This window comes from Gracilimonas halophila (assembly GCF_042684365.1).
Lineage (GTDB): Bacteria > Bacteroidota > Rhodothermia > Balneolales > Balneolaceae > Gracilimonas > Gracilimonas halophila.
Genome location: NZ_JBHULI010000024.1, coordinates 494,454 through 514,934, shown reverse-complemented (window position 1 = coordinate 514,934; position 20,481 = coordinate 494,454). Strand labels below are relative to the sequence as shown.

Here is a 20,481-nt window from a genome sequence, read left to right as displayed (position 1 = left end):
GATCTTATTCCGTTACTTTAAGCAAAACAGACAATTAGGAATAATGAACGAAACACAGCTTGAAGAAATAGGTCTGCAATGGTTTTCGGAAAATGGCTGGCAGGTGGTACACGGTCCTGATATTGCTCCCGACAGTGATACACCACAACGTGCATCCTACAGTCAGGTATTGATGGAGCAGCCCTTGCGGGAAGCCATTCAGCGTATAAATCCCCATCTGAAACGGGAAGAAGTGGATGAGGTAATCCACAAGCTCCGTACCATCACACATCCCATTTTGGTAAAGCGGAATAAGCTTTTTCATTCTATGCTGTTGGATGGTGTAACCATCGAAATTGAACGTGATGGAAAGCGGGAGCCTGAACCTGTCCGGATAGTGGACTTCGGGAATGCTGAGAACAACAACTTTCAAGTCGTTAATCAGTTTACTATTCAGGGAACCAAGCAGCCCCGTCGTCCGGATGTAGTGGCTTTTATTAATGGGATCCCCGTAGCAGTTATTGAGCTTAAAAATCCTGACAACGAAGACACGGACATATACTCAGCCTTCAATCAGATTCAAACCTACAAAGACGAGATTCCTGATCTGTTCGCCTACAATGTGGCCAATATCATCAGTGATGGCTACAATGCACGGGTTGGTTCACTGACGGCCAACACCGAATGGTACATGCCGTGGCGAGCCATAAAGAATGAAGATGATAGGCCAAAGCTGGAGTTTGAGCTGGAAACAGTGATCAAAGGATTCTTTAATCCAGAGCTGTTCCTCGATTATATCAGACATTTTATTTTATTTGAGCAGGATGGGGACCATGCAATCAAGAAGATTGCCGGTTACCATCAGTTTCATGCGGTCAGGGAAGCAGTAAAAGCTGTGATAACAGCCTCACGTGCACCGGAAGGAAGAGTAGAAGAGCAACCCCGTGCTACATACGGAGACGAAGTAGAACCCGGTTCCAAAAAAGGAGGGGTGATTTGGCATACCCAAGGTTCGGGAAAAAGTATATCCATGGTTTGTTTTGCGGGAAAACTTTTGCAACAGCCGGAAATGAAGAACCCGACTATTTTGGTAGTGACTGACCGTAATGATTTAGACGGTCAGCTGTTTCAAACCTTTTCCTCTGCGCAGGATCTGCTCAAGCAAACACCGATTCAAGCTGACAGCAGGGATGACCTGCGGGAGCAGCTTTCTTCCCGAGAGTCAGGAGGAATCTATTTTACTACCGTACAGAAGTTTTCAACTATTGGTGATGAGAAGAGGCATCCGGCACTGAGCGAACGCCATAATTTGGTGGTGATCTCAGATGAAGCACACCGGAGTCAGTATGGGCTGAAAGCGCAGTACGATACCAAAGAGCAAAAATATAAGTACGGTTATGCCCGCCACATGCGGGACGCCCTGCCCAATGCGACTTTCATCGGCTTTACCGGAACACCAGTATCCATGGAAGACCGCGACACCCGTGCGGTCTTCGGGGATTATGTAAGCATTTATGACATACAAGATGCCGTAGATGATGGAGCCACAGTCCCCATTTACTATGAAAGTCGTCTGGCCAAACTCGATGTGAATCGCGCTGAAATTGATGAGCTTAGTGATCGCGTCGAAGAAGTGGTCGAAGAATATGAAGATGAATCGGAACGGGAGAAAACCAAAAGTGAATGGTCTACTCTGGCTAAGCTGGTAGGGGCGACACCACGAATTACGCAGGTAGCGGATGATTTGGTAAAACACTTCGAAAAACGAACGGCAGCCATAGATGGAAAGGCTATGGTCGTTGGAATGAGTCGTGAGATTTGCGTGGATCTGTATAATGCTATAACAGAGATTCGGCCTGAGTGGCATTATGAAGATCCCGAGAAGGGACAGATCAAGATTATCATGACCGGTTCAGCTGCTGATCCTGCTAAAATGCAACCGCATATCTATCCCAAGAAAGTTAAAAAGCGACTTGAAAAACGATTCAAAGATCCAGCTGATGAGTTTAAAGTAGTGATAGTCTGCGATATGTGGCTCACCGGGTTTGATGCGCCTTCGTGTCATACCATGTACATCGACAAGCCTATGCGAGGCCACAACCTGATGCAGGCGATAGCACGGGTAAACAGAGTATTCAGAGACAAGCAAGGTGGGCTGGTGGTAGATTACATCGGCATTGCTAATGAGCTTAAGCAAGCCCTCAAAACTTATACCGACTCCAAGGGTAAAGGATCGCCGACATTGGGGGCGCAGCAGGCTTATGAAATCTTACTCGAAAAACTTCACATCATTCGTGGAATGCTACACGAGTTTGATTATTCCGGTTATGAGACTGAAGCCCACAATTTAGTTATTCCGGCAGCGAACCATGTACTTGAGCTTGAAAACGGTAAGAAGCGGTTTTTGGATGCGGTCTTGTCTCTTAATAAAGCGCATTCACTCTGCAATACCCTGGATGAAGTGATTGAATTGGAAAAGGAGATTGCTTTCTTCAATTCTATAAAAGCGGCGATCAACAAATTTACGGCCGTAGAACGAAAGCGAAGTGAGCGGGAGAAAAACTCCATTCTAAAGCAGATTCTGGATAATGCGGTGGTGGCTGAGGGAGTAGAGGATGTATTCAGTATGGCGGGATTGGAAAATCCTGAGATTGGATTGCTCAGTGATGAGTTTCTGGAAGACGTCCGCAGAATGAAGTACAAAAACCTGGCTGTTGAGCTGCTTGAGAAGTTGCTAAAAGATGAGATTCGGTCCCGCACTAAAAACAATGTGGTTCAACAAAAGAAATTCAGCGAGCGCTTGTTGGAAACTCTTCGGAAATATCACAACCGGGCTATTGAGACAGCACAGGTGATTGAAGAGCTTATTGAGATGGCCAAAGATTTCAAAAAGGCTATCAAAGAAGAGGACGCACTTGGTTTAAACAAAGATGAAGTAGCTTTTTATTATGCCTTGGCTGAAAATGAAAGCGCCGTTCGTGAAATGGGTGATGAAATCCTGAAGAAGATCGCGGTAGAGATCACCGAAAAGCTGCGCAACTCCACAACCGTTGACTGGCAAAAGAGGGAGAGCGTACGAGCCAAATTAAGAATCCTTGTCAGAAGAACACTCCGAAGGTACAAATACCCACCTGATGAACAGAAGAGAGCTATGGAGCTTGTGATGGAACAGGCCGAAGCGCTGGCAGATGAATGGAGTAAATGAGAATTATGGGGTCAGATTATTAAAGCCCCATTTGAAAATTTTTGTATTTCCTTAATAACTAAAGCAATTTTCTATTACATTCACTCAGCAAAAATAGCGGGTACTATATATAAAGGACCTGAAATTCGGGTAATTCTTATTACTAAATCCATTAATCTAATTATATCAGAATGAAGCTACACCTACACAATGTTTTTAAACTGGTATTAATACTTCCCCTTCTTTTTATCTCAACCAACCTCTTAGCGCAAAGTGATCATACCGGACAGGCTTATCCTACCCGTACCTTTGCCATTACCGGTGCCACCATTATGCAGGCACCCGGACAGGTTGTGGACAGCGGGATGGTAGTAATATCAAACGGACTTATCACTGCGGTTGGGACCAATGTTTCCATCCCTGAAGATGCAGAAGTTATTGACGGAAGTGAACTTTTCGTCTACCCGGGATTCATCGACGGAATGTCGAACACCGGTGCTACACGCCCCGACCAGATGGAACGGCCGGATGACCTTTTCACCCCCGATCCACCTAACGACTATGCCGGTATCACTCCGGAAGAAAGTGTGGTCAGCCAGATCGATGTTACTGAAAACAGTATTGCAAGCATGAGAGGGCTGGGATTTACCATCTCACATACCGTTCCTTACGGAAGAATGCTTCCGGGCTCGGGCTCTATCATCCTCCTTTCAGACAAGGACACTTCGTATGATCTTCTGCTGAAGCAGGACGTTTCCATGTTCACCCAGTTTTCAGGCGCTCCCGGTGCATATCCGGGCAACACGCTTGGGATCATGGCCAAATGGAGAAACCTCTATACCCAGGCTTCACTCAATAAAGACCATGAGGCCTTGTATGCCAGTAACCCGGCCGGTATTCAGCGTCCAACGCAGGATCGTGCATTACAGGCTTTCTACCCGGTCATAGATAAATCGAAACCGGTATTCTACCATACCAACAGTATGCTGGAAGCCCGCAGAGCCATGAAGCTTAAGCAGGAGCTGGGCTTCGATCTCGTACTCAGCGACCTGGAAGAAGGCTGGTTCCTGATGGATGACCTGAGAGGTTCTGACATTAAAGTATTGATGTCGCTGGATCTTCCGGATGAACCAGAAGTATCCGAAGACGAGGAAAAGACGGATGAAGTGGTGCATATGGAACAGCGCAGACAAGAAGCCTATGATCAGTTCCTGGCGCAGTACCGTGAATTTAATGAAGCCGGGATCCCTTACGGGTTTTCAACCATGGGGACTTCCACCGGCAGTATCAAAGGGAATCTGGAAAGGCTGGTAGCTTCGGGTTTAAGTGAAGATGCAGCTATTGCAGCCCTTACCACGGATGCCGCTAAGTTACTCGGAATCGAAAATATTGCGGGGACACTTGATCCCGGCAAACTCGGGAATGTGGTTGTTACCACCGCTCCTTATTTCGAGGAAGGGTCCAAAGTAAAGTATGTGTTTGTGGACGGAGAGAAGTATGAATACGATACCTCCAAGAAAGCAGCTGCTGAAGTTTCGGAAGAAGCAGCGGAAACACTGTTGGGAACATGGAATTATACCCTCACTTCTCCGCAAGGGGAACAAACCGGGCAGTGGATCTTCACTGATGAAGCAGGTTCGCTTACCGGATTGATGACAAGCGACCAGGGAGGGCCTGACATGGATATGGAAAACCTTTCTTTCATAGAAGGAAGCCTGAGTTTTGATTTTAGCTTTGATGCCGGAGGGCAATCTGTTGAGATCGTTGTAGTAGGAACCGTTTCCGAAACCGAGTTTTCCGGTGAGGCTTCTATTGCGGCATTCAGCATGTCTATTCCTATTTCTGCAACCAAAGAGCCTAATTAAAAATGAAAAGATTTGATATGAAGAAACTAACTTTTTTGATCGCCCTGTTGCTGTTTGGCACTGATCTGATCATGGCACAGACCACAAAAGGCGATGTACTTATTAAGAACGCAACGGTGATCACCATCACCGACGGAACCCTTGAGAATACGGATGTTCTGATCGAGGACGGGAAGATCTCCCGGATCGGAACGTCGCTCAGAAATCGAAATGATGTTACCGAGATCGACGCAACCGGAAAATTTGTGATGCCGGGTATCATCGATGCTCACTCGCATATTGCCGGAACATCCATCAATGAAGGTACCAGTCAGGTTACGGCTGAAGTTCAGATGGGGGATGTGGTCAACCCGCTCGATATTTCTATCTATCGTGCCCTGGCCGGTGGTGTTACCAGCATCCACCTGCTGCACGGCTCTGCGAATGTGATCGGCGGTGAAAGCGAAACCCTGAAATTGCGCTACGGCGTAACGGATCCTCAGGACATGATGTTTGAAGGAGCCCCGCGTACCATTAAGTTTGCTCTCGGTGAAAACCCGACTCGCGGCGGACGTGCTCGCGGTATTCAGCCTCAAAGCCGAATGGGTGTGGAAGCCATGCTTCGGAATTCATTCAAAGAAGCCCAGATATATAAAAAGGAGTGGGATGCATACCGGGCTAATAACAGTCGCCGCAAGGTAGCCCCTGAATACGACCGCAGAATGGAGACATTGGTTGATATTCTGGAAGGCGAAGTGCTGGTTCACTGCCATTCCTATCGTGCAGATGAGATCTATATGCTTCTGAATGTATTCAGTGATTTCGGAATTGAGAAACTAACTTTTCAGCATGCCAACGAAGCCTATAAGGTAGCCCCTGAGCTGGCTGAATTCGGTGCCGGCGCCTCGGTGTTCTCAGACTGGTGGGCCTACAAGCTGGAAGTGTATTATTCCACGGCATACAATGCGGCTATACTCACGAACAACGGAGTTACGACTTCCATTAACTCTGACTCCGGTGAGCTGATTCGCCACCTGTTTCATGAAGCAGCCAAATCACAAAAGTATGGTGGGTTGAGTGACGAAGAAGCACTGGCACTCATTACACTGAATCCGGCCAAGCAGCTGGGAGTGGACGATCGCGTAGGATCCATTGAAGAAGGTAAAGACGCTGATATCGCTATCTTTGAAGGCCATCCGCTTTCTTCGTACGCCATGCCTGTAATGACTTTTGTGGATGGAGTGAAGTACTTCGACCGTGAAAATGATGCAAAAGACCAGCGGTTATCTGTAGATCCTGAAGACACCATTGAGCAAGTTCATATTTTTGATGCTGATGAGCAGCACAAGTGTATGCAGGATGCCGAGATCGTAAATCTGTACGAGTTTTTAAATAATAAATAGACGAACTATGAAAAAATTTATACCCTTAATTATTCTGATCGCACTTATCCCATTCGCTACGTTTGGACAACAGGCGAGCAACGAGATTCGTCAGGAAAACAGTACGAAGTTTGCCATTATAAATGCCAAAATTTACACTGTGACCAATGGGATCATCGAGAACGGTACCATACTTGTCAATAAAGGTGTTATTGAAGCTGTTGGCACCGATGTAGAGATTCCCTCTGACGCCGCTGTATATGACTATAATGGCGGTGAAGTATATCCCGGCATGATCGACTCCGGTACCCAGCTGGGGCTGAAGGAGATCGGCAGCATCGATGAAGCCCAGGATTTCGACGAGTACGGAGATATCACTCCTCAGATGGAGGCGCTGACCGCAGTGAATCCCAATTCTGAGGCCATACCCGTAACCAGGGTAAGCGGAGTTACTACCACGCTTACCATGCCCGCAGGCGGACTCTTACCCGGAACTGCTGCTACCATAAATCTCTTCGGATATACTCCTGATCAAATGTATGCAGGCTCCAAAGGGATCGTGGTTAATTTCCCCAACAGCAGACGCAGCTGGAGACAAACGCAGGAACAAGCTGACAGAGCCCGCGAACAGGCTTTGGAAGACCTCAATGACGTATTCGACAAAGCAGAGTTATATGCCGAGATCGAAGATGCGGACGACACGCGCTACTATCCTGAGATGGAAGCTCTTGCCAACGCCATCAGAGGAGAGGTTCTGATGTATATCGAGGTGAATGCAGCCAAAGATATCCTGAGTGCTCTTGAATGGATAGAAGACCGCGGATACGACAACGTAGTGTTTACCGGAGTTTCAGAAGGATGGAGAGTTGCAGATGAGATCGCTGAAGCCGGTATCCCGGTTATAGCAGGTCCGGTTCTGTCAACACCAACCCGAAGCTCGGATGCCTATGACGCGGCTTACAAGAACCCGGATGTGATGCAAAAAGCAGGCGTTAAAGTAGCGTTGCGAACCGGCGACACTGAAAATGCCCGTAACCTTCCTTACAATGCAGCATTTGCTGCCACTTATGGAATGGGACGGGAAGAAGCCCTGAAGGCAGTCACCATTAACGCTGCTGAGATCATGGGCGTTGGCGACACCATCGGTTCTATTGAAGTGGGTAAGAAGGCCAACTTCTTTGTGGCTAACGGTGATCCGTTTGAAACCAAGACCCAGATCCTGAATGTGTTCATCGACGGATACCTCGTACCAATGACGAGTCGTCAGATCGAGCTCTATGAAGAATTTCTGGATCGGAAACCCGGTCTTCAGAAATACCCGGTCACTGAAAACTGATCGATTTCTGAATAACAGATTAAAAAAAGGCGGACACTTGGTGATCCGCCTTTTTTATTGTCTATGAATTTTGGAATGAATCCCATCCTTAGCTTTCGAAAACGCTGAATCCGTTAAATGTGTTTTAAGCCTACTAATTCGAATGAAATGGTATAGTTATGAGCAATCAATTAAAGACACTTTCGAATTCGCAGCTTGAAACTCTTATCTCTAAAAGCATAAGCGAGTACCTTCATGAAGAGGTGGAATGCAATGTGCATCATACCGACAATCCGAACATAGATGATGTAGATCAGATCGGGCTTGGCAACAAACGCACCATGACGTTTAAGGCTGATCTGTCGTACACTGAGTCGGACCGGGTATAAGGGCCATTTTTATGTTACTGGAAGCCGGAGCTTCCGGGAGGGGGTTACGCAGCTGGAGCTATGTAACTAGAATAAAGCACACTCACACCTCAACCAGCGTATCACCTATGGCTTTTCTCAGTTTTGGATCCACCCGGGCGAGTTCTGCAAATTCATTCCAGCGGTTTACGACGAACTGGATCTGATCAATAATAGGCGCGGCTTTTTTGATGTTCATGGTTTTGGCTACCGTCAGGAAGTCATCCCGGCTGATCCCTTTCCGTTTCCCGTTGATACTGAGGGAATGCTGACTGACCCATTCACTGTCGGGCCGATAGGCATGACACAGATCATAAGCAGGAGCGAGTTCCCATTTCCCGTCCTTTTTGAGGCGGAAAGAGAAGTTTTTGGTGTGATCATCACAATTACGGGAGAGTACATTGAAGACCATACGCCTGAACATTTGCTCGGCATCGGGGTAGGGGAGTCGCAATTCCCGCATGGCCTGAAAAAGCTGTTCGTAGCTGTAGCTTCGGACATCGTTATAGTCAAAATGTTTTAGGGCACAGAAGGTTTGTACATGATGTTTCATATCCGGCCCTTCACGATCAAAGCGTTTGGACATAAAATGAGCCCGGCTATTTTCTTCGAATAACTGTGAGGGCATCATGTCAATTTCACACTCTTTAGCCATCAGGTAGTACGCATATTCTACCCGGCCGTAACCCTGACTTTCCCCAAGCTGTACATCACTGACACCATCCAGTTTAATGAGCCAGTGCTCAAAACCCTGAGGAGGTTTTGTCTGCCCGGATTTTACCTTTCCTGATTCTTCATTATAAGCGATCACCGCCTTTGGCCTTGCGCCCCCGGCCGAAGTACCGATCCTCAGTATATTCCTGATCGCCTGTTCATCATTCTTCTCCAGGTTGGTTTCGAAGCCTTCTCTTTTTGAAAGCATCTTTTGTGCGATCTCCACCAGGCTGTTTACCTCAACATTGAAACTTCTGTTGGTGTTTTTCAAGGTTGCCGGTTCAAATTCGAGCGCTCCCATACCTCTTGTCCCGATAAAGCAGAGGGTCTCAACGGGATTCATACTATTCTCCGGCTGACCCTGTTGAGCCAGCCAGCTATTGATCAGCTGATTTCCGTATCTGTCAGGAAGTACATCTGCGAGCATTCCAGGCAAGCCCTTAAAGCAGTCGTTTTCGGTATTGGTTTTCTTACGCAATTCCGGAAAGGTGAATATATCCACGCCGCTGTCTAAAGGCATCTTCAAAGGGGAGAGGTTCCACCCGTTTTGTTTGAATGAATCCTCAAACTCAAAACTAGCCAGTCCTGTGGATTCATCCCATGCAACGGCTCCGACTCTTTTTCCCCAGATGTGAACAAATGCTGTATTCATACTTACCACTCACTTGTTTCTTGATCGTCAGTTTCGCTCTTTCGGGCTCGTTTTCTTTTTTCCTTCTCTAATTTTGCAAGCGTAAGGGGACTCACCGTTTCATTGATCTTGAACGAGTCCATAACATGCAGTTGATCCAGAACCCGGAGTACTTGTATGAGGGTGGTGAGGGTTACCGTTTCTCCCCGTTCCAGCAGGCTCAGGGTGGAACGGCTGATCCCGGCTTCCCCGGCCACTTCCTCCTGGGTCTTATTCTGCTGCAGGCGGTGATGCTTTATATACGCACCGATCTGCTCGATCAATGCCTTATCACTCATGGAAACCCAATTTTTGTATGATGAATCATTCATAATGTTCTAATTTTGTCTATAACGTATGATAACTCATGCGCAATATACAAAAAAATTAGAATAATGGTGTATGATAATTCATTCATTAAATTGTTTTATATGCTTAATGAATGATATATCAAACATAAGGTAGGCATCTTAAAATATTACTAAAAAGCAGAAGTAGGCACTGGGCTCGAAACCCCCCCCCCCCAAAAAGTCGTCATCCCGAGTGCACATTTAAACTCGTTCCTAAGCTCCGGGTTCGGAATGCCGAGTCACAGCAGAAAACTGCTAACCAGAATGGGTGGATTTTGCCGAGATCAGCTATTTGATCAGTTCGATCTCATCAATCAGCAGTTCAAAAGATTCAGGCTTTTTATTTCCGATCAGGAAGGTGAGTTCCTCCATGCTGTTGTGATCAAAATCGGGCAGGTTAAGCTTTCTGCCCCTGAAAACCGGGTACATTTCCTGTAACGGGATATCTATGGTTTGCCACTTTCCGGAGGTTTCAAATTCATAAAACATAAGAATGGCGGGTATGCCTATCGTTTTTGATCCTGAACTGATACTCTTTTCCGTCGCCTTTAACTCGAAGGCGTATGTGGTTATCAGGATTCACATTCATCGGGGGAAAAGCATATCGCAATGAAGAAAAGCCGCCGTTATTCTCCAGGGAGATCTCGCCCGTATACCGGCCATGTCCTTCTGAAGTAAGCTTGAAGTTACCCGAAGATCGTCCGCCCATAACAACATCGTCAACAATACGCCAGTTTTGGAGATCAGAAGAAGCAGTAAGATCAACAATAGTTTCGCTGTTCATGGGCAAAGTGATAAGGATCATTCCAATTAGGTACTTCACAAGTAAAGGAAAGGAGGTTCTCATTGTTTTGAAATCGGGAGGAGGGCTATTTCGTTCCTTTAGTATTTATGAGGCTGCATTTCGGTTCTCAGGATTTCTTACCCAAATACGGATTTAGCGAAATAATCCAATAAAGTCTTAGTAATAAACGCAATTATTGTCTTTATTGATTGCGGTTTGATCGGTCAAAGTCTAATCATAGAATCAGGAATTTAGTTACAGGAAATTATGGAATACCTAATCATCGCATTAAAAGTAATTGTCGGGCTCAGTATCTTAAATGTCTGGTTATTGCGATCAGGCAAAAAAACGCAATGGAGAGGGGGCGAGGCCGGAAACCTTGAAGAAGAATTTAAGGCCTATGGATTGCCTGTTTGGTTCATGTGGACCGTTGGCGGACTGAAGATCTTGTTTGCTGTGGGGCTTTTAGCTTCCATTTTTCTTACAGAATATCCGGCACTGGAAACCTATTCAGCATATGGCATCGCGGCTTTGATGTTTGGAGCAGTTAGCATGCATCTAAAAGTAAAAGACCCCTTAAAAAAATCGTTTCCTGCCTTTACCTTTTTGGTTCTGTCGCTTGCAATCGTTCTTCTATAGGTCATTGAGAACAAGTATCAGATACTTGTAAGCCAGGTAGCCGTTTAACAACAGGAAGAAAAAAGAGGGGAGAGTCTGATTCAAGGAATCTCTCACCCTTAAGCGTGTACTGAAAGCGACCACCATCATGAGGCATAAACCGCAGGCTGAAAGAAAGCCCAGTATGCTGATGTATAGTCCGGCTAGAAGGCCGCCGGCGCCTACAAGCTGAGATATACCTGTGAGTTTCCTTAGTCCATCTCCCATTCCATATCGATGAAATTCTTCTTTCATAAAGGGAGACCGCAGGCATTGTATTCCATAGATCAGAAAAAATCCGGCGATAACTATGGAGAGGAAAAATAAGGAGTCGGACAATGAGTTCCCGGTTAAAGTGAGGCGGTTAAGATACATGAGCACCAAAACATTAGCACGATATGGTTTCGTTCGTTTGGTGTGATGCAGGAGTTATAAACTGGAGGTATTTCTCCTGAAAACTTCCCCACCTCGCAGATCGGTCCATCGGTTCATCGGTCCATCGTTCATCGTCCATCGCATTTCAACTTTCCCCTCGTTGTTAAGCTCCGGCTTCCCGTGCCCTAAGCTGCTTTGTTTCCCGTGTTCACCTTCCTTGTTCTTTTGTGCCGACAAAAGAACCAAAAGCTCCCGGCTGCGAAAAAAGAGCTAAAGCTGACTCCATTCCACTAAAAGAAATCAATGCTCCATCGCCGGGCTTGCAGGTAATTTAAATGCCATGCGGTTTGATTTCTTTCTTAACGCTTCATTGCGTCATCTTCTTAACGCTCTTTTTTCTAAGGCCGAATAATTGGTTTACCTGTTTCTTGCCGGCTTTCTTTACCTTGTTGAAAACTTCCCCACGTGTTTTCGGAGTTACCCCACCTCGCAGATCGGTCCATCGTCCATCGTCCATCGCATTTCAACTTTCCCCTCATTGTTAAGCTTTGGTTTACCGTGCTTATTCTGACTGATTGCTCGTATTCACCTTCCTTGTTCTTTTGTGTCGACAAAAGAACCATCCCGAAAGCGTTCGGGACCGGCTGCGAATTTTGTCCGGCGTTCGCGATGACTTGCTGTATAATTCCAATGGTCCATCACCAGTTGAGATAGTGCGGGTTGCCGAGCCGGTATGGAATTATACCCCGCCGGGAGGCGGGACGCTGCATCATCACTCACTTAATCCGGCCAAAATTCTAAGGCCGATGGGTTTGGTCCTTGTGCTCGTTACGGTGCTCTGCTCCGTAATGTCGTACTGAGGCTCTGCCTCAAACTATAGAGAGATGGCAGAATGATTTATCTGGTATTTATAAGCATCGGCCTCCTTTGCCTTGTTGAAAACTTCCCCACGTTTTTTCGGAGTTCCCCCACTTCGCAGATCGGTCCATCGTTCATCGTCCATCGCATTTCAACTTTCCCCTCGTTGTTAAGCTCCGGCTTCAAAAGCCAGAGCTTGGTAAGGAGTTCGAAGTAGGGCAACGGGCTCAAAAAAAACTCCAAAAGTCGTCATCCCGAGTGTATATTGGGTTCGGGAAGGCAATACTGTTGAACACGAGGGATCTCAAAGTGTGACTTACTTGCTAAGCTTGAATTACCAAGCCCTAAGCAGCTAACGAGTTTGAAAAGATATGAGATGTTTTTTTGATACATTAAGCGGGAATGCCTAACAACTTTTTGAAGAGCATATTGGAATTACCGTTGTCACATTCGAGTTAGATAAGGTAAGAAACACGACTTTGCCGGCATCAACGTAAAAACAGGTATAAAGGTATGGAAATGGAGAAAACAGCGACCCCACTTAAAGCGGCACCTGAAGATAATTCAGAAACTGAATTCAGATTTTCCCGAAATGAGCTTATCCAAAAGTTTGAAACAGTCCGGGCTTTTACCGAAACAATAACCGATCCGCTTGAGATCGAGGATTATGTAATTCAGGTTAGGGAGAATGCGAGTCCTGCCAAGTGGCATCTTGCACATACCACCTGGTTCTTCGAGACTTTTTTATTGGAGAAGGAGCTTGAAGATTATGATCCCATTCATCCACAGTATAGCTACTTATTTAATTCCTACTATCTGCAGACCGGGGTGCCGCACTGCAGGGCCCGGCGGGGTAATATTTCCCGGCCTACGGTGAAACAGGTGTTCGAATACCGGAAGAGTATTAACGAGCATGTGGTTGATCTGATCAAAGATGCTACGGATGAACAGTATGAGAAATGGGGGCCGATCATTGAGATAGGGATCCATCATGAGCAACAGCATCAGGAATTGTTGATGACCGATCTGAAGTATATGTTTTCCCAGAACCCATTGGATCCGGTGTATAAAAATGTAGACCGCCCCAAAGCAAGATCAATCCCCGAAATTTCATGGATCGGTTTTGAGGAAGGAGTATATGAGGTAGGTCATGATGGAAAGGGTTTTGGCTATGACAACGAATTTCCCCGGCATAAAACCTACATTCATGATTTTGAGCTGGCAAGTCGTTTGGTTACAAATGGCGAATATCTGGAATTCATGGAAGCCGGAACCTACAGCGAACCCAAGTGGTGGCTGGATGAGGGGTTTTCAACCATCAGGGATGAAGGATGGAAGGCTCCGCTACACTGGCGTAAGGTAGACGGAGAATGGTATCAATTCACCTTGTCAGGAGTGGTAAAGATCGATTTGAATGATCCCGTGACGCATGTCAGTTATTTTGAAGCGGATGCCTATGCCCGATGGAAAGGATATCGCTTACCGACTGAACAGGAGTGGGAGGTGGCTGCAGAATCAATGGAGGTAGAAGGAAATTTTGCCGATGCAGGATATTTACAGCCGGCGGCACTGCAGTCAGAGAAAGCCGGGTTACAACAGATGTTCGGAGAGGCATGGCAGTGGACTCAAAGTTCGTATGCACCATACCCGGGATATAGACCCCTGCCCGGTGCATTGGGCGAATACAATGGGAAATTCATGTGTAATCAGTATGTGTTGAGAGGGGGTTCTTGTGCAACTTCAGAATCTCATTTCAGAAAGACCTATCGTAATTTTTTCCATGCTAACGAGCGCTGGCAGTTTACCGGTATTCGTCTGGCCAAATAAATAAAAAAGTAATTCATCGACAGCAATATCAATGAGCACCGAATACCAGGAAGTGAGTACATCAACAGCATTATTGGATGATGTTCTTGAAGGCCTTAGACATCCCCAAAAAAGTCTGCCCAGTAAATACTTTTATGATAACAAGGGATCCGAGCTTTTTGAGAAGATCTGCGGACTGGATGAATATTACCTGACTCGAACGGAACTCAATATCAAGGAGAATAATATCCGGGATATCACTGCGGCATTAGATAAACATGTTCAGCTGATCGAATTGGGGAGCGGGAGTAGCTTAAAGACCAGGTTGCTGCTCGATCACCTGGAAGAACTTCATTCATATGTACCTGTTGATATTTCCGAAGAATTCCTTCAAAACGAAGCCCGTAATCTGCAGGAGGAATATCCCAATTTAACGATTGAACCTGTAGCAGCTGATTATACCAAGCCTTTTGATCTGCCGGAATCACCTGATGAAGTTAAAAAAGTATTCTACTTTCCGGGTTCAACGATCGGAAATTTCACCAGAGAGAATGCTACTGATTTCATCCGCTTGATCTCAAATTTGATCGATAACGATGGCGGACTGCTTATTGGGTTCGACCTCATTAAGGATGAGGAGAAACTTATTGCAGCATATGATGACTCAAAAGGTGTGACTGCAGCATTTAATAAGAACATCCTGATTCGTATAAACAGGGAACTGAATGCAGATTTCGATTTGGATCAATTTCATCACAAAGCTATTTTCAATGAGGAAGAGAACAGAATAGAGATGCATCTTGAAAGTTTGATCGATCAAACGGTGACCATTTCTGGGGAAAAGATCTTTTTTGAAAAAGGGGAAACCATCCATACTGAGAATTCACATAAATATTCGCTGAGTTCATTCAGAGAAATGACGTCCTCGGTTTTCAGTAATGTACAAACGTGGATGGATGATGAGCAGCTCTTCGCAATTCAATTTCTGAGCTAAGTTAAGTGGATATGTCAGAGCGGTATAAGTAGTAGTTAGGGCTTTTCTCTGTGACTTCTACATGGGTTCATTCAGTTTCTGGAGAATACCGGTAACCTTCGAAAGCAACACTTTATATTGGGATGGGTCAGTCTTCACTGAGTACCCGTGAAGTAACTCTTTCACAATCGATCTCAGCTAACAGTTCTGCAGCAAGTAGAATTATGGATGCTGACTTTGCGAAAGAGCAGAGTGAGTCGGTACGACTACAGATCCTTAAGCAGACTTCAACCTCAGCATTGGCACAGGCCAACATGGGACCACAGTCAGCACTTGGATTCCTCGGATAATCTCCGACCGAATAACCAGGACGTTTTAAGATCCATGTCTTCGAAAGAGGGCATGGATCTTTTTGTTTGAAGGAATTAAGCAGTGGCAGAGCCAATACATCGAGAATGAATTACATGCTTAGTAGATTTAGAAACGAACTGTCTACCGTGTCATTTTCCGGTTGAAAACTTTTCTTATAGTGAGATAGCGAGATTTAAGATCTCAATCAGGTTGGTGTTAAGCAGAATAAGAAGAACGGCTGCAAAGGAAAGGACAGTATGAAGACCTATGGTCAAGAACAGGTATAAAAACCGCCCGGAACCCATACTTCTGGAAGTATCAAAAGCGGCCAAATTAAATGCCAGAAACCATATTAAAACATAAACAGCTGCAAATATAAGTGTCAGAGATGACCCTATTTGTGCAACAAATAAAGTGATCATTAGAGTGATGATCAAGAAATCAATATAAAAAGAACCGGCATATAGGTTCACGGTTTGACTGAAATGATCTAGTGATTTAGCAGGTAAATGTAGCCAAAGTAAAGTCAGGATCTGGGTCAAGAGAATAAGAATCAGTCCAAAAAAGAAAAATGAGAAATAATTACTGCCGGTAATGGCAAAGAAAGGGAGGTGATGAAAGAACGCTGCTATACCATGTTGCGAAAGTAGAATTTTGGCAACAATATAGAATACCAAACCTCCAAAAATTGCATGCTTTACCATCATCAAAATACCGGGTGCAAGGTAACGCTCACGGTAATGTAGAATGTCATCAACATAAAAGCGATGAGCTAAATAGAATCGTACGATCAGGGGGCGTACATATGGAAGATATTTCATCTGTATTGCCAGAGCAGCCCAAAGCAATAATAAAATAAGAACCATCCAATTTGCTGCAACTCCTTGGTCACTCGTATTTGGAAATGGAAGCTCCCATAGGTTCTTTTCATGATACTCTATTAGAGAATTAGATAGCTCAGGATATTGAGAAATAGCCTCTAAGAACCATGAGGACTGAATAAAAAGCAATTGATCAGAATTCGTTGCTATCAAAGAATGCATAGCAGTATCAAATGCAAAGAGGTCGGAGGGTTGATAGGACTGATCGGGATAGAAGGTTCCAAATGGTTGTTGGGGATTGCCAAAACTATACCATTTTTCTCTTTGGAAGAAGTAAAATGATTTATTGGAAACTGTGGACAGTGAGTCAATTATAGGATTAAAGACATCAGAAAATAAAGGGTGATCAAAATGACTATGTGATAGTAAACCAAGTCCTGCTACATTGAGGTATGGTCGATATTGTTCTGCAAAATCAATGTAATTTTGAGTTAATTGGTCAGATTGAACTTCGATCTCAGAAATGGTAAAAAATCTATTTCCGCTACGAATTAGAACAGCTAAATCTGACCTTTCAAGTAACTCCATTATTGAAGAGGGAACAGGATGAGAAACCTCGATATGGGTGACACCCAAATCTGAAAACTCTTCGAGTTGCTCATTTACTCCGGCTGTATCCGATGGAACTTCCCAGACTATTCCTAATGAATTCTGAGCATTACTTTGCTGAGTAAGAGCAATACTTAAGAGAAACAGACAGCTCGCGAACAGATATGTTGCCTTATTGTTCACTCAGGCTACAACTTCTGCTCCATAGTATTCGGAAAGGGTGGTCTTCCGTATTGGATCTGCGATCAGCGTAGCTGAGGTTGTTTCCTTGACTTCAACTTCAACATAATCACCGGGTTTGAAATCCTTTCGGTCAAAAACTACCATCTTATTGGTATCGGTTCGTCCACTAAGCTGGGCATCCGATTTTTTGCTGGTGCTTTCCACAAGTACTAAATGACGGCGGCCTACTTCTTCTTTATTCCGTCTTTCCTGAATTTCTCTTTGCTGAGTGATGATCTCCGATAATCGTCTTTTTTTAGTTTCTTCAGGAACATTGTCTTCAAATTTGCGCGCTGCAAGTGTCCGCTCACGTTCGGAGTAGGCAAACATATAAGCCAGATCGTACTCAACTTCTGCCATCAAAGTCAATGTTTGCTGATGTTCTTCTTCCGTTTCATCACAAAAACCCGCAATAATATCGGTTGAAAGAGAAACACCGGGTATAATGGCTTTCATGTTATCAATGAGTTCAAGATAACCTTCTCGAGTGTATGGTCGACGCATTCGTTCCAGCATGGTATCGCTGCCTGCCTGTGCGGGAATGTGGATATAATTGCAAAGGTTTGGTCGCTCTGCAATCAAATGCAGAAGGTCATCCGGAAAATCCTTTGGGTGAGGAGAGGAGAATCGAAACCGTATTTCAGGATCTACTTTACTTGCTTCATCCATCAGTTTGGTAAATGTAGTTTCTCCATCGAGGTAGGAATTTACATTTTGTCCAAGCAGGGTTACTTCCTTATATCCTTCATCACTAAGTTGCTTGATCTCTTTAAGAATTGACCCCATAGGACGGCTGCGCTCTCGGCCTCTGGTGAATGGCACTACGCAAAATGCACACATATTGTCGCAACCACGCATAATGGATACAAATGCGTTTACCCCATTTCCGGTAGTTCTGACAGGAGCAATATCTGCATAGGTTTCTTCCAGCGAGAGTAACACATTTACTGCTTTTCGTCCATCATCAACTTCCTGTAACAGATTAGGTATATCACGATATGCATCGGGGCCAACCACGATATCAACTAAATGCTCTTGCTCTATAATCCGATCTTTGATGCGTTCAGCCATACAGCCTAACACACCCACCGTCAATTCGCCATTTTCTTTCTTTATGGATCGGAGTTCCTTCAGTCTATTCCAGACTTTTGTTTCTGCATTTTCACGTATGGAACAGGTATTCACTAAAACCACATCTGCGCTCTCGGCGTCATGTACGGGTTTCATTCCTTCTTCCAGCAAAATGGAATTCACGATCTCAGAATCGGCGAAATTCATCTGGCAACCGTAGGTTTCGATATAAAATGTTTTATTAGTCACTGCACTAAACTTTTTAAGAATTTAAAAAAATATAGATTATTGATCTTCTTCAGGAGATTCAGGCCATGTTTCAGGATGATCTCTCCAGCTTGAAAGCAGGTCCAGGTCATCTCCGTTTATCATCCCTTTTTCAACAGCTACATTAACGAGTGTCTTATAATCGGTGAGCGTATAAACAGTTACACCAGCATCTTTGAATTTTTTAGAGGCTTTATCAAAATCATAAGTAAAAATTGAAAGTACGGCATCTACCTTGGCACCTACAAATTGTAACGCTTCAACTACTGAAATAGCTGATCCCCCGGTAGAGATCAGATCTTCAATAACAACCGTTGATTCACCTTTCTTTACGCCTCCTTCAATTTGATTACCCATGCCATGAGCTTTAGCTTTAGCTCGAACATAAGCCATCGGTTTGTTGAGGTTCGAAGCAACCCAGGCTGCATGTGGTATGCCTGCAGTAGCTGTTCCGGTTATGACATCGACATCAGCGAATTTCTCCTTTATGATGAAAGTAAATTCGTTCTCAATCTTATTTCTGATCTCAGGGAAACGTAAAGTCAGCCTATTATCACAATAGATAGGTGAATTCCATCCTGAAGTCCATGTAAAAGGATCATTGGGGCGTAATACTACGGCGTTAATGTCTAACAAATGAGCTGCCAACTCACGTGCAAATGAGGTATTAAGTATCATAAGTAATTTAAATTCTGTTATTGGTACCGCTGCGATGAGTGAGGTATTAGACCATTCCAAATAAATTTGGCCACGTAAAAATAAGGGTTTTTAAGCATATAAGCGCATACAATCCTGCCAATAAATCATCCCCTAATATCCCAAATCCACCTTTGTATTTTTGCAGTTTGTTAATACCCAAAGGCTTGAGAATATCAAAGAAACGGAAGAGAATAAATCCGGCAATAAGAATGATTAAACCGGACTTTAGATCGCTTGTAAAGGATATGGAAATAAAAGTAAGGCTTTGACCGGCCCATTCGTCAATGACCATCTTGCCGGGATCTTCCCCAAATTCTTCTTCAAAATACGGAGCAACCCACAAAGAAATCAGGCAAGAACCAATTAAGATCACAAACAAAAGCAGGTAAATTTGTGCATATATGATCCAAAATATGATCAGCAAAACAGCCAAACTCCCTGTTGTTCCGGGTGCTTTTGGAATGAGACCGGAGTAAAATCCTGTTCCTAAAAAATATTTAAGAATATTCACGATGAAGGTTTTGCAGCGTTGAACATGCTACGGTTCACCCATAGGTATTCAATTCCTGAATAAACGGTAAGTGCAGTTACAAACATCATACTGTAAAACAAGATCCCTGAATGAAAGAATTGAGCAGCTGAATCTGCGAATTCAATATCTGCTTGCTTGAATACCCCTACCAGTAATACAATATAAAGGAATACCATTTGAACCAGTGTTTTAGCTTTCGCTGTGAAGCGGGTTTCCATAGAGATATTCTTTCTTCCTGCATATAGTCGTAAAAGTGTCACAACCATATCCCGAATATAGATCAAAGTCACAGCCCACCAAGGAAATTGACCTGGATCAAGTATAGGAAGACAGAAAAAACCAGCAAAAGTCAGGAATTTATCAGCGAGAGGATCTAGAAAAACTCCAAATTCACTTTCAAGTTTGTAATAGCGTGCGATCTTTCCATCAAAGTAGTCGGTTACCGCTGCGGTTGCGAATACAGCAATACTCAATGAACGCCAGATTAGTTCGTCCTGTATGTACATAAACAGAAAAATAGGTGCCAAGACCATTCTGAATGCACTGAGTATGTTTGGTAGGTTTTTCATTGAAAACAATAATATTTAAAGTGCCCAAACTTACTAAGGAAT

The 20,481-nt window shown here is 44.5% G+C and carries 17 protein-coding genes and 1 pseudogene; 9 read left to right on the top strand and 9 right to left on the bottom strand.

Annotated elements, in window-relative coordinates; translation table 11 throughout:
• Positions 1-43: 43 nt before the first annotated feature.
• The 5 genes from ACFSVN_RS08710 to ACFSVN_RS08690 all read left to right on the top strand — a co-directional run bounded on the left by ACFSVN_RS08710 (position 44) and on the right by ACFSVN_RS08690 (position 8,093).
• Positions 44-3,184 carry a type I restriction endonuclease subunit R gene (locus ACFSVN_RS08710; protein ID WP_390301106.1) on the top strand — a complete coding sequence of 1,047 codons (3,141 nt, stop codon included), beginning with the start codon at positions 44-46 and terminating at the stop codon, positions 3,182-3,184.
• Between the two features lie 170 nt (positions 3,185-3,354).
• Entirely contained in the window at positions 3,355-5,028 is a 1,674-nt protein-coding gene (locus tag ACFSVN_RS08705) for an amidohydrolase family protein (RefSeq protein ID WP_390301103.1), read from the top strand.
• Between the two features lie 17 nt (positions 5,029-5,045).
• Positions 5,046-6,410, top strand: coding sequence for an amidohydrolase (locus ACFSVN_RS08700; RefSeq protein WP_390301100.1), 1,365 nt, complete (start codon positions 5,046-5,048; stop codon positions 6,408-6,410).
• Positions 6,411-6,417: 7 nt separating this feature from the next.
• The gene (locus tag ACFSVN_RS08695) at positions 6,418-7,725 is read left to right on the top strand and encodes an amidohydrolase family protein (RefSeq protein WP_390301097.1); all 1,308 of its coding nucleotides are present in this window, start codon (positions 6,418-6,420) and stop codon (positions 7,723-7,725) included.
• A 158-nt stretch (positions 7,726-7,883) separates the two neighbouring features.
• Complete coding sequence (locus ACFSVN_RS08690) at positions 7,884-8,093, top strand: hypothetical protein (protein ID WP_390301094.1); 210 nt, start codon at positions 7,884-7,886, stop codon at positions 8,091-8,093.
• Between the two features lie 82 nt (positions 8,094-8,175).
• Here the strand turns inward: ACFSVN_RS08690 and ACFSVN_RS08685 are convergent, their stop codons facing one another.
• The 3 genes and pseudogenes from ACFSVN_RS08685 to ACFSVN_RS08675 all read right to left on the bottom strand — a co-directional run bounded on the left by ACFSVN_RS08685 (position 8,176) and on the right by ACFSVN_RS08675 (position 10,554).
• Positions 8,176-9,477 (bottom strand): type II toxin-antitoxin system HipA family toxin, encoded by a 1,302-nt coding sequence (locus tag ACFSVN_RS08685; protein ID WP_390301091.1) that lies wholly within the window; start codon positions 9,475-9,477, stop codon positions 8,176-8,178.
• A 2-nt stretch (positions 9,478-9,479) separates the two neighbouring features.
• The gene (locus ACFSVN_RS08680; protein ID WP_390301088.1) at positions 9,480-9,827 is read right to left on the bottom strand and encodes a helix-turn-helix domain-containing protein; all 348 of its coding nucleotides are present in this window, start codon (positions 9,825-9,827) and stop codon (positions 9,480-9,482) included.
• 306 nt (positions 9,828-10,133) lie between these two features.
• A pseudogene (locus ACFSVN_RS08675) lies at positions 10,134-10,554 on the bottom strand (CIA30 family protein).
• Between the two features lie 342 nt (positions 10,555-10,896).
• Between ACFSVN_RS08675 and ACFSVN_RS08670 the strand changes: the two are divergent.
• The gene (locus ACFSVN_RS08670; protein WP_390301085.1) at positions 10,897-11,268 is read left to right on the top strand and encodes a DoxX family protein; all 372 of its coding nucleotides are present in this window, start codon (positions 10,897-10,899) and stop codon (positions 11,266-11,268) included.
• Here the strand turns inward: ACFSVN_RS08670 and ACFSVN_RS08665 are convergent.
• Positions 11,263-11,625, bottom strand: a complete 363-nt coding sequence (locus ACFSVN_RS08665) for a DoxX family protein (RefSeq protein WP_390301082.1) — start codon at positions 11,623-11,625, stop codon at positions 11,263-11,265. The two genes, ACFSVN_RS08670 and ACFSVN_RS08665, sit on opposite strands and share 6 nt — an antisense overlap.
• Positions 11,626-13,038: 1,413 nt before the next feature.
• On the opposite strand from ACFSVN_RS08665, the gene egtB reads away from it, so the two are divergent.
• The 3 genes from egtB to ACFSVN_RS08650 all read left to right on the top strand — a co-directional run bounded on the left by egtB (position 13,039) and on the right by ACFSVN_RS08650 (position 15,648).
• Complete coding sequence (gene egtB, locus ACFSVN_RS08660; protein ID WP_390301079.1) at positions 13,039-14,346, top strand: ergothioneine biosynthesis protein EgtB; 1,308 nt, start codon at positions 13,039-13,041, stop codon at positions 14,344-14,346.
• Between the two features lie 31 nt (positions 14,347-14,377).
• Entirely contained in the window at positions 14,378-15,319 is a 942-nt protein-coding gene (egtD, locus tag ACFSVN_RS08655) for an L-histidine N(alpha)-methyltransferase (protein WP_390301076.1), read from the top strand.
• A 122-nt stretch (positions 15,320-15,441) separates the two neighbouring features.
• On the top strand, positions 15,442-15,648 hold the full coding sequence (locus ACFSVN_RS08650) for a flagellin (protein WP_390301073.1): 207 nt from the start codon (positions 15,442-15,444) through the stop codon (positions 15,646-15,648).
• A 174-nt stretch (positions 15,649-15,822) separates the two neighbouring features.
• On the opposite strand, the gene ACFSVN_RS08645 is transcribed toward ACFSVN_RS08650, so the two are convergent.
• From ACFSVN_RS08645 to ACFSVN_RS08625, 5 genes are read right to left on the bottom strand one after another with little or no spacing between them, the layout of a single operon-like run.
• On the bottom strand, positions 15,823-17,262 hold the full coding sequence (locus tag ACFSVN_RS08645; RefSeq protein ID WP_390301070.1) for a hypothetical protein: 1,440 nt from the start codon (positions 17,260-17,262) through the stop codon (positions 15,823-15,825).
• A complete protein-coding gene (gene miaB, locus ACFSVN_RS08640; RefSeq protein WP_390301067.1) occupies positions 17,263-18,621 on the bottom strand; it encodes a tRNA (N6-isopentenyl adenosine(37)-C2)-methylthiotransferase MiaB in 1,359 nt (452 codons plus the stop codon).
• A gap of 36 nt (positions 18,622-18,657) precedes the next feature.
• Positions 18,658-19,317, bottom strand: a complete 660-nt coding sequence (gene pyrE, locus ACFSVN_RS08635) for an orotate phosphoribosyltransferase (RefSeq protein WP_390301064.1) — start codon at positions 19,315-19,317, stop codon at positions 18,658-18,660.
• A gap of 46 nt (positions 19,318-19,363) precedes the next feature.
• Positions 19,364-19,849, bottom strand: a complete 486-nt coding sequence (locus ACFSVN_RS08630; RefSeq protein ID WP_390301061.1) for a phosphatidylglycerophosphatase A family protein — start codon at positions 19,847-19,849, stop codon at positions 19,364-19,366.
• Entirely contained in the window at positions 19,846-20,439 is a 594-nt protein-coding gene (locus ACFSVN_RS08625; protein WP_390301058.1) for a CDP-alcohol phosphatidyltransferase family protein, read from the bottom strand. The genes ACFSVN_RS08630 and ACFSVN_RS08625 overlap by 4 nt, the downstream gene beginning before the upstream one ends.
• Positions 20,440-20,481: the final 42 nt, after the last annotated feature.

What these genes read in the sequence shown, in the direction of transcription:
- ACFSVN_RS08710 (WP_390301106.1), top strand. Translation starts at nt 44, where the DNA reads ATGAACGAAACACAGCTTGAAGAAATAGGTCTGCAATGGTTTTCGGAA.
- ACFSVN_RS08705 (WP_390301103.1), top strand. Translation starts at nt 3,355, where the DNA reads ATGAAGCTACACCTACACAATGTTTTTAAACTGGTATTAATACTTCCC.
- ACFSVN_RS08700 (WP_390301100.1), top strand. Translation starts at nt 5,046, where the DNA reads ATGAAGAAACTAACTTTTTTGATCGCCCTGTTGCTGTTTGGCACTGAT.
- ACFSVN_RS08695 (WP_390301097.1), top strand. Translation starts at nt 6,418, where the DNA reads ATGAAAAAATTTATACCCTTAATTATTCTGATCGCACTTATCCCATTC.
- ACFSVN_RS08690 (WP_390301094.1), top strand. Translation starts at nt 7,884, where the DNA reads ATGAGCAATCAATTAAAGACACTTTCGAATTCGCAGCTTGAAACTCTT.
- ACFSVN_RS08685 (WP_390301091.1), bottom strand. Translation starts at nt 9,477, where the DNA reads ATGAATACAGCATTTGTTCACATCTGGGGAAAAAGAGTCGGAGCCGTT.
- ACFSVN_RS08680 (WP_390301088.1), bottom strand. Translation starts at nt 9,827, where the DNA reads ATGAATGATTCATCATACAAAAATTGGGTTTCCATGAGTGATAAGGCA.
- ACFSVN_RS08670 (WP_390301085.1), top strand. Translation starts at nt 10,897, where the DNA reads ATGGAATACCTAATCATCGCATTAAAAGTAATTGTCGGGCTCAGTATC.
- egtB (WP_390301079.1), top strand. Translation starts at nt 13,039, where the DNA reads ATGGAGAAAACAGCGACCCCACTTAAAGCGGCACCTGAAGATAATTCA.
- egtD (WP_390301076.1), top strand. Translation starts at nt 14,378, where the DNA reads ATGAGCACCGAATACCAGGAAGTGAGTACATCAACAGCATTATTGGAT.
- ACFSVN_RS08650 (WP_390301073.1), top strand. Translation starts at nt 15,442, where the DNA reads ATGGGTCAGTCTTCACTGAGTACCCGTGAAGTAACTCTTTCACAATCG.
- pyrE (WP_390301064.1), bottom strand. Translation starts at nt 19,317, where the DNA reads ATGATACTTAATACCTCATTTGCACGTGAGTTGGCAGCTCATTTGTTA.
- ACFSVN_RS08625 (WP_390301058.1), bottom strand. Translation starts at nt 20,439, where the DNA reads ATGAAAAACCTACCAAACATACTCAGTGCATTCAGAATGGTCTTGGCA.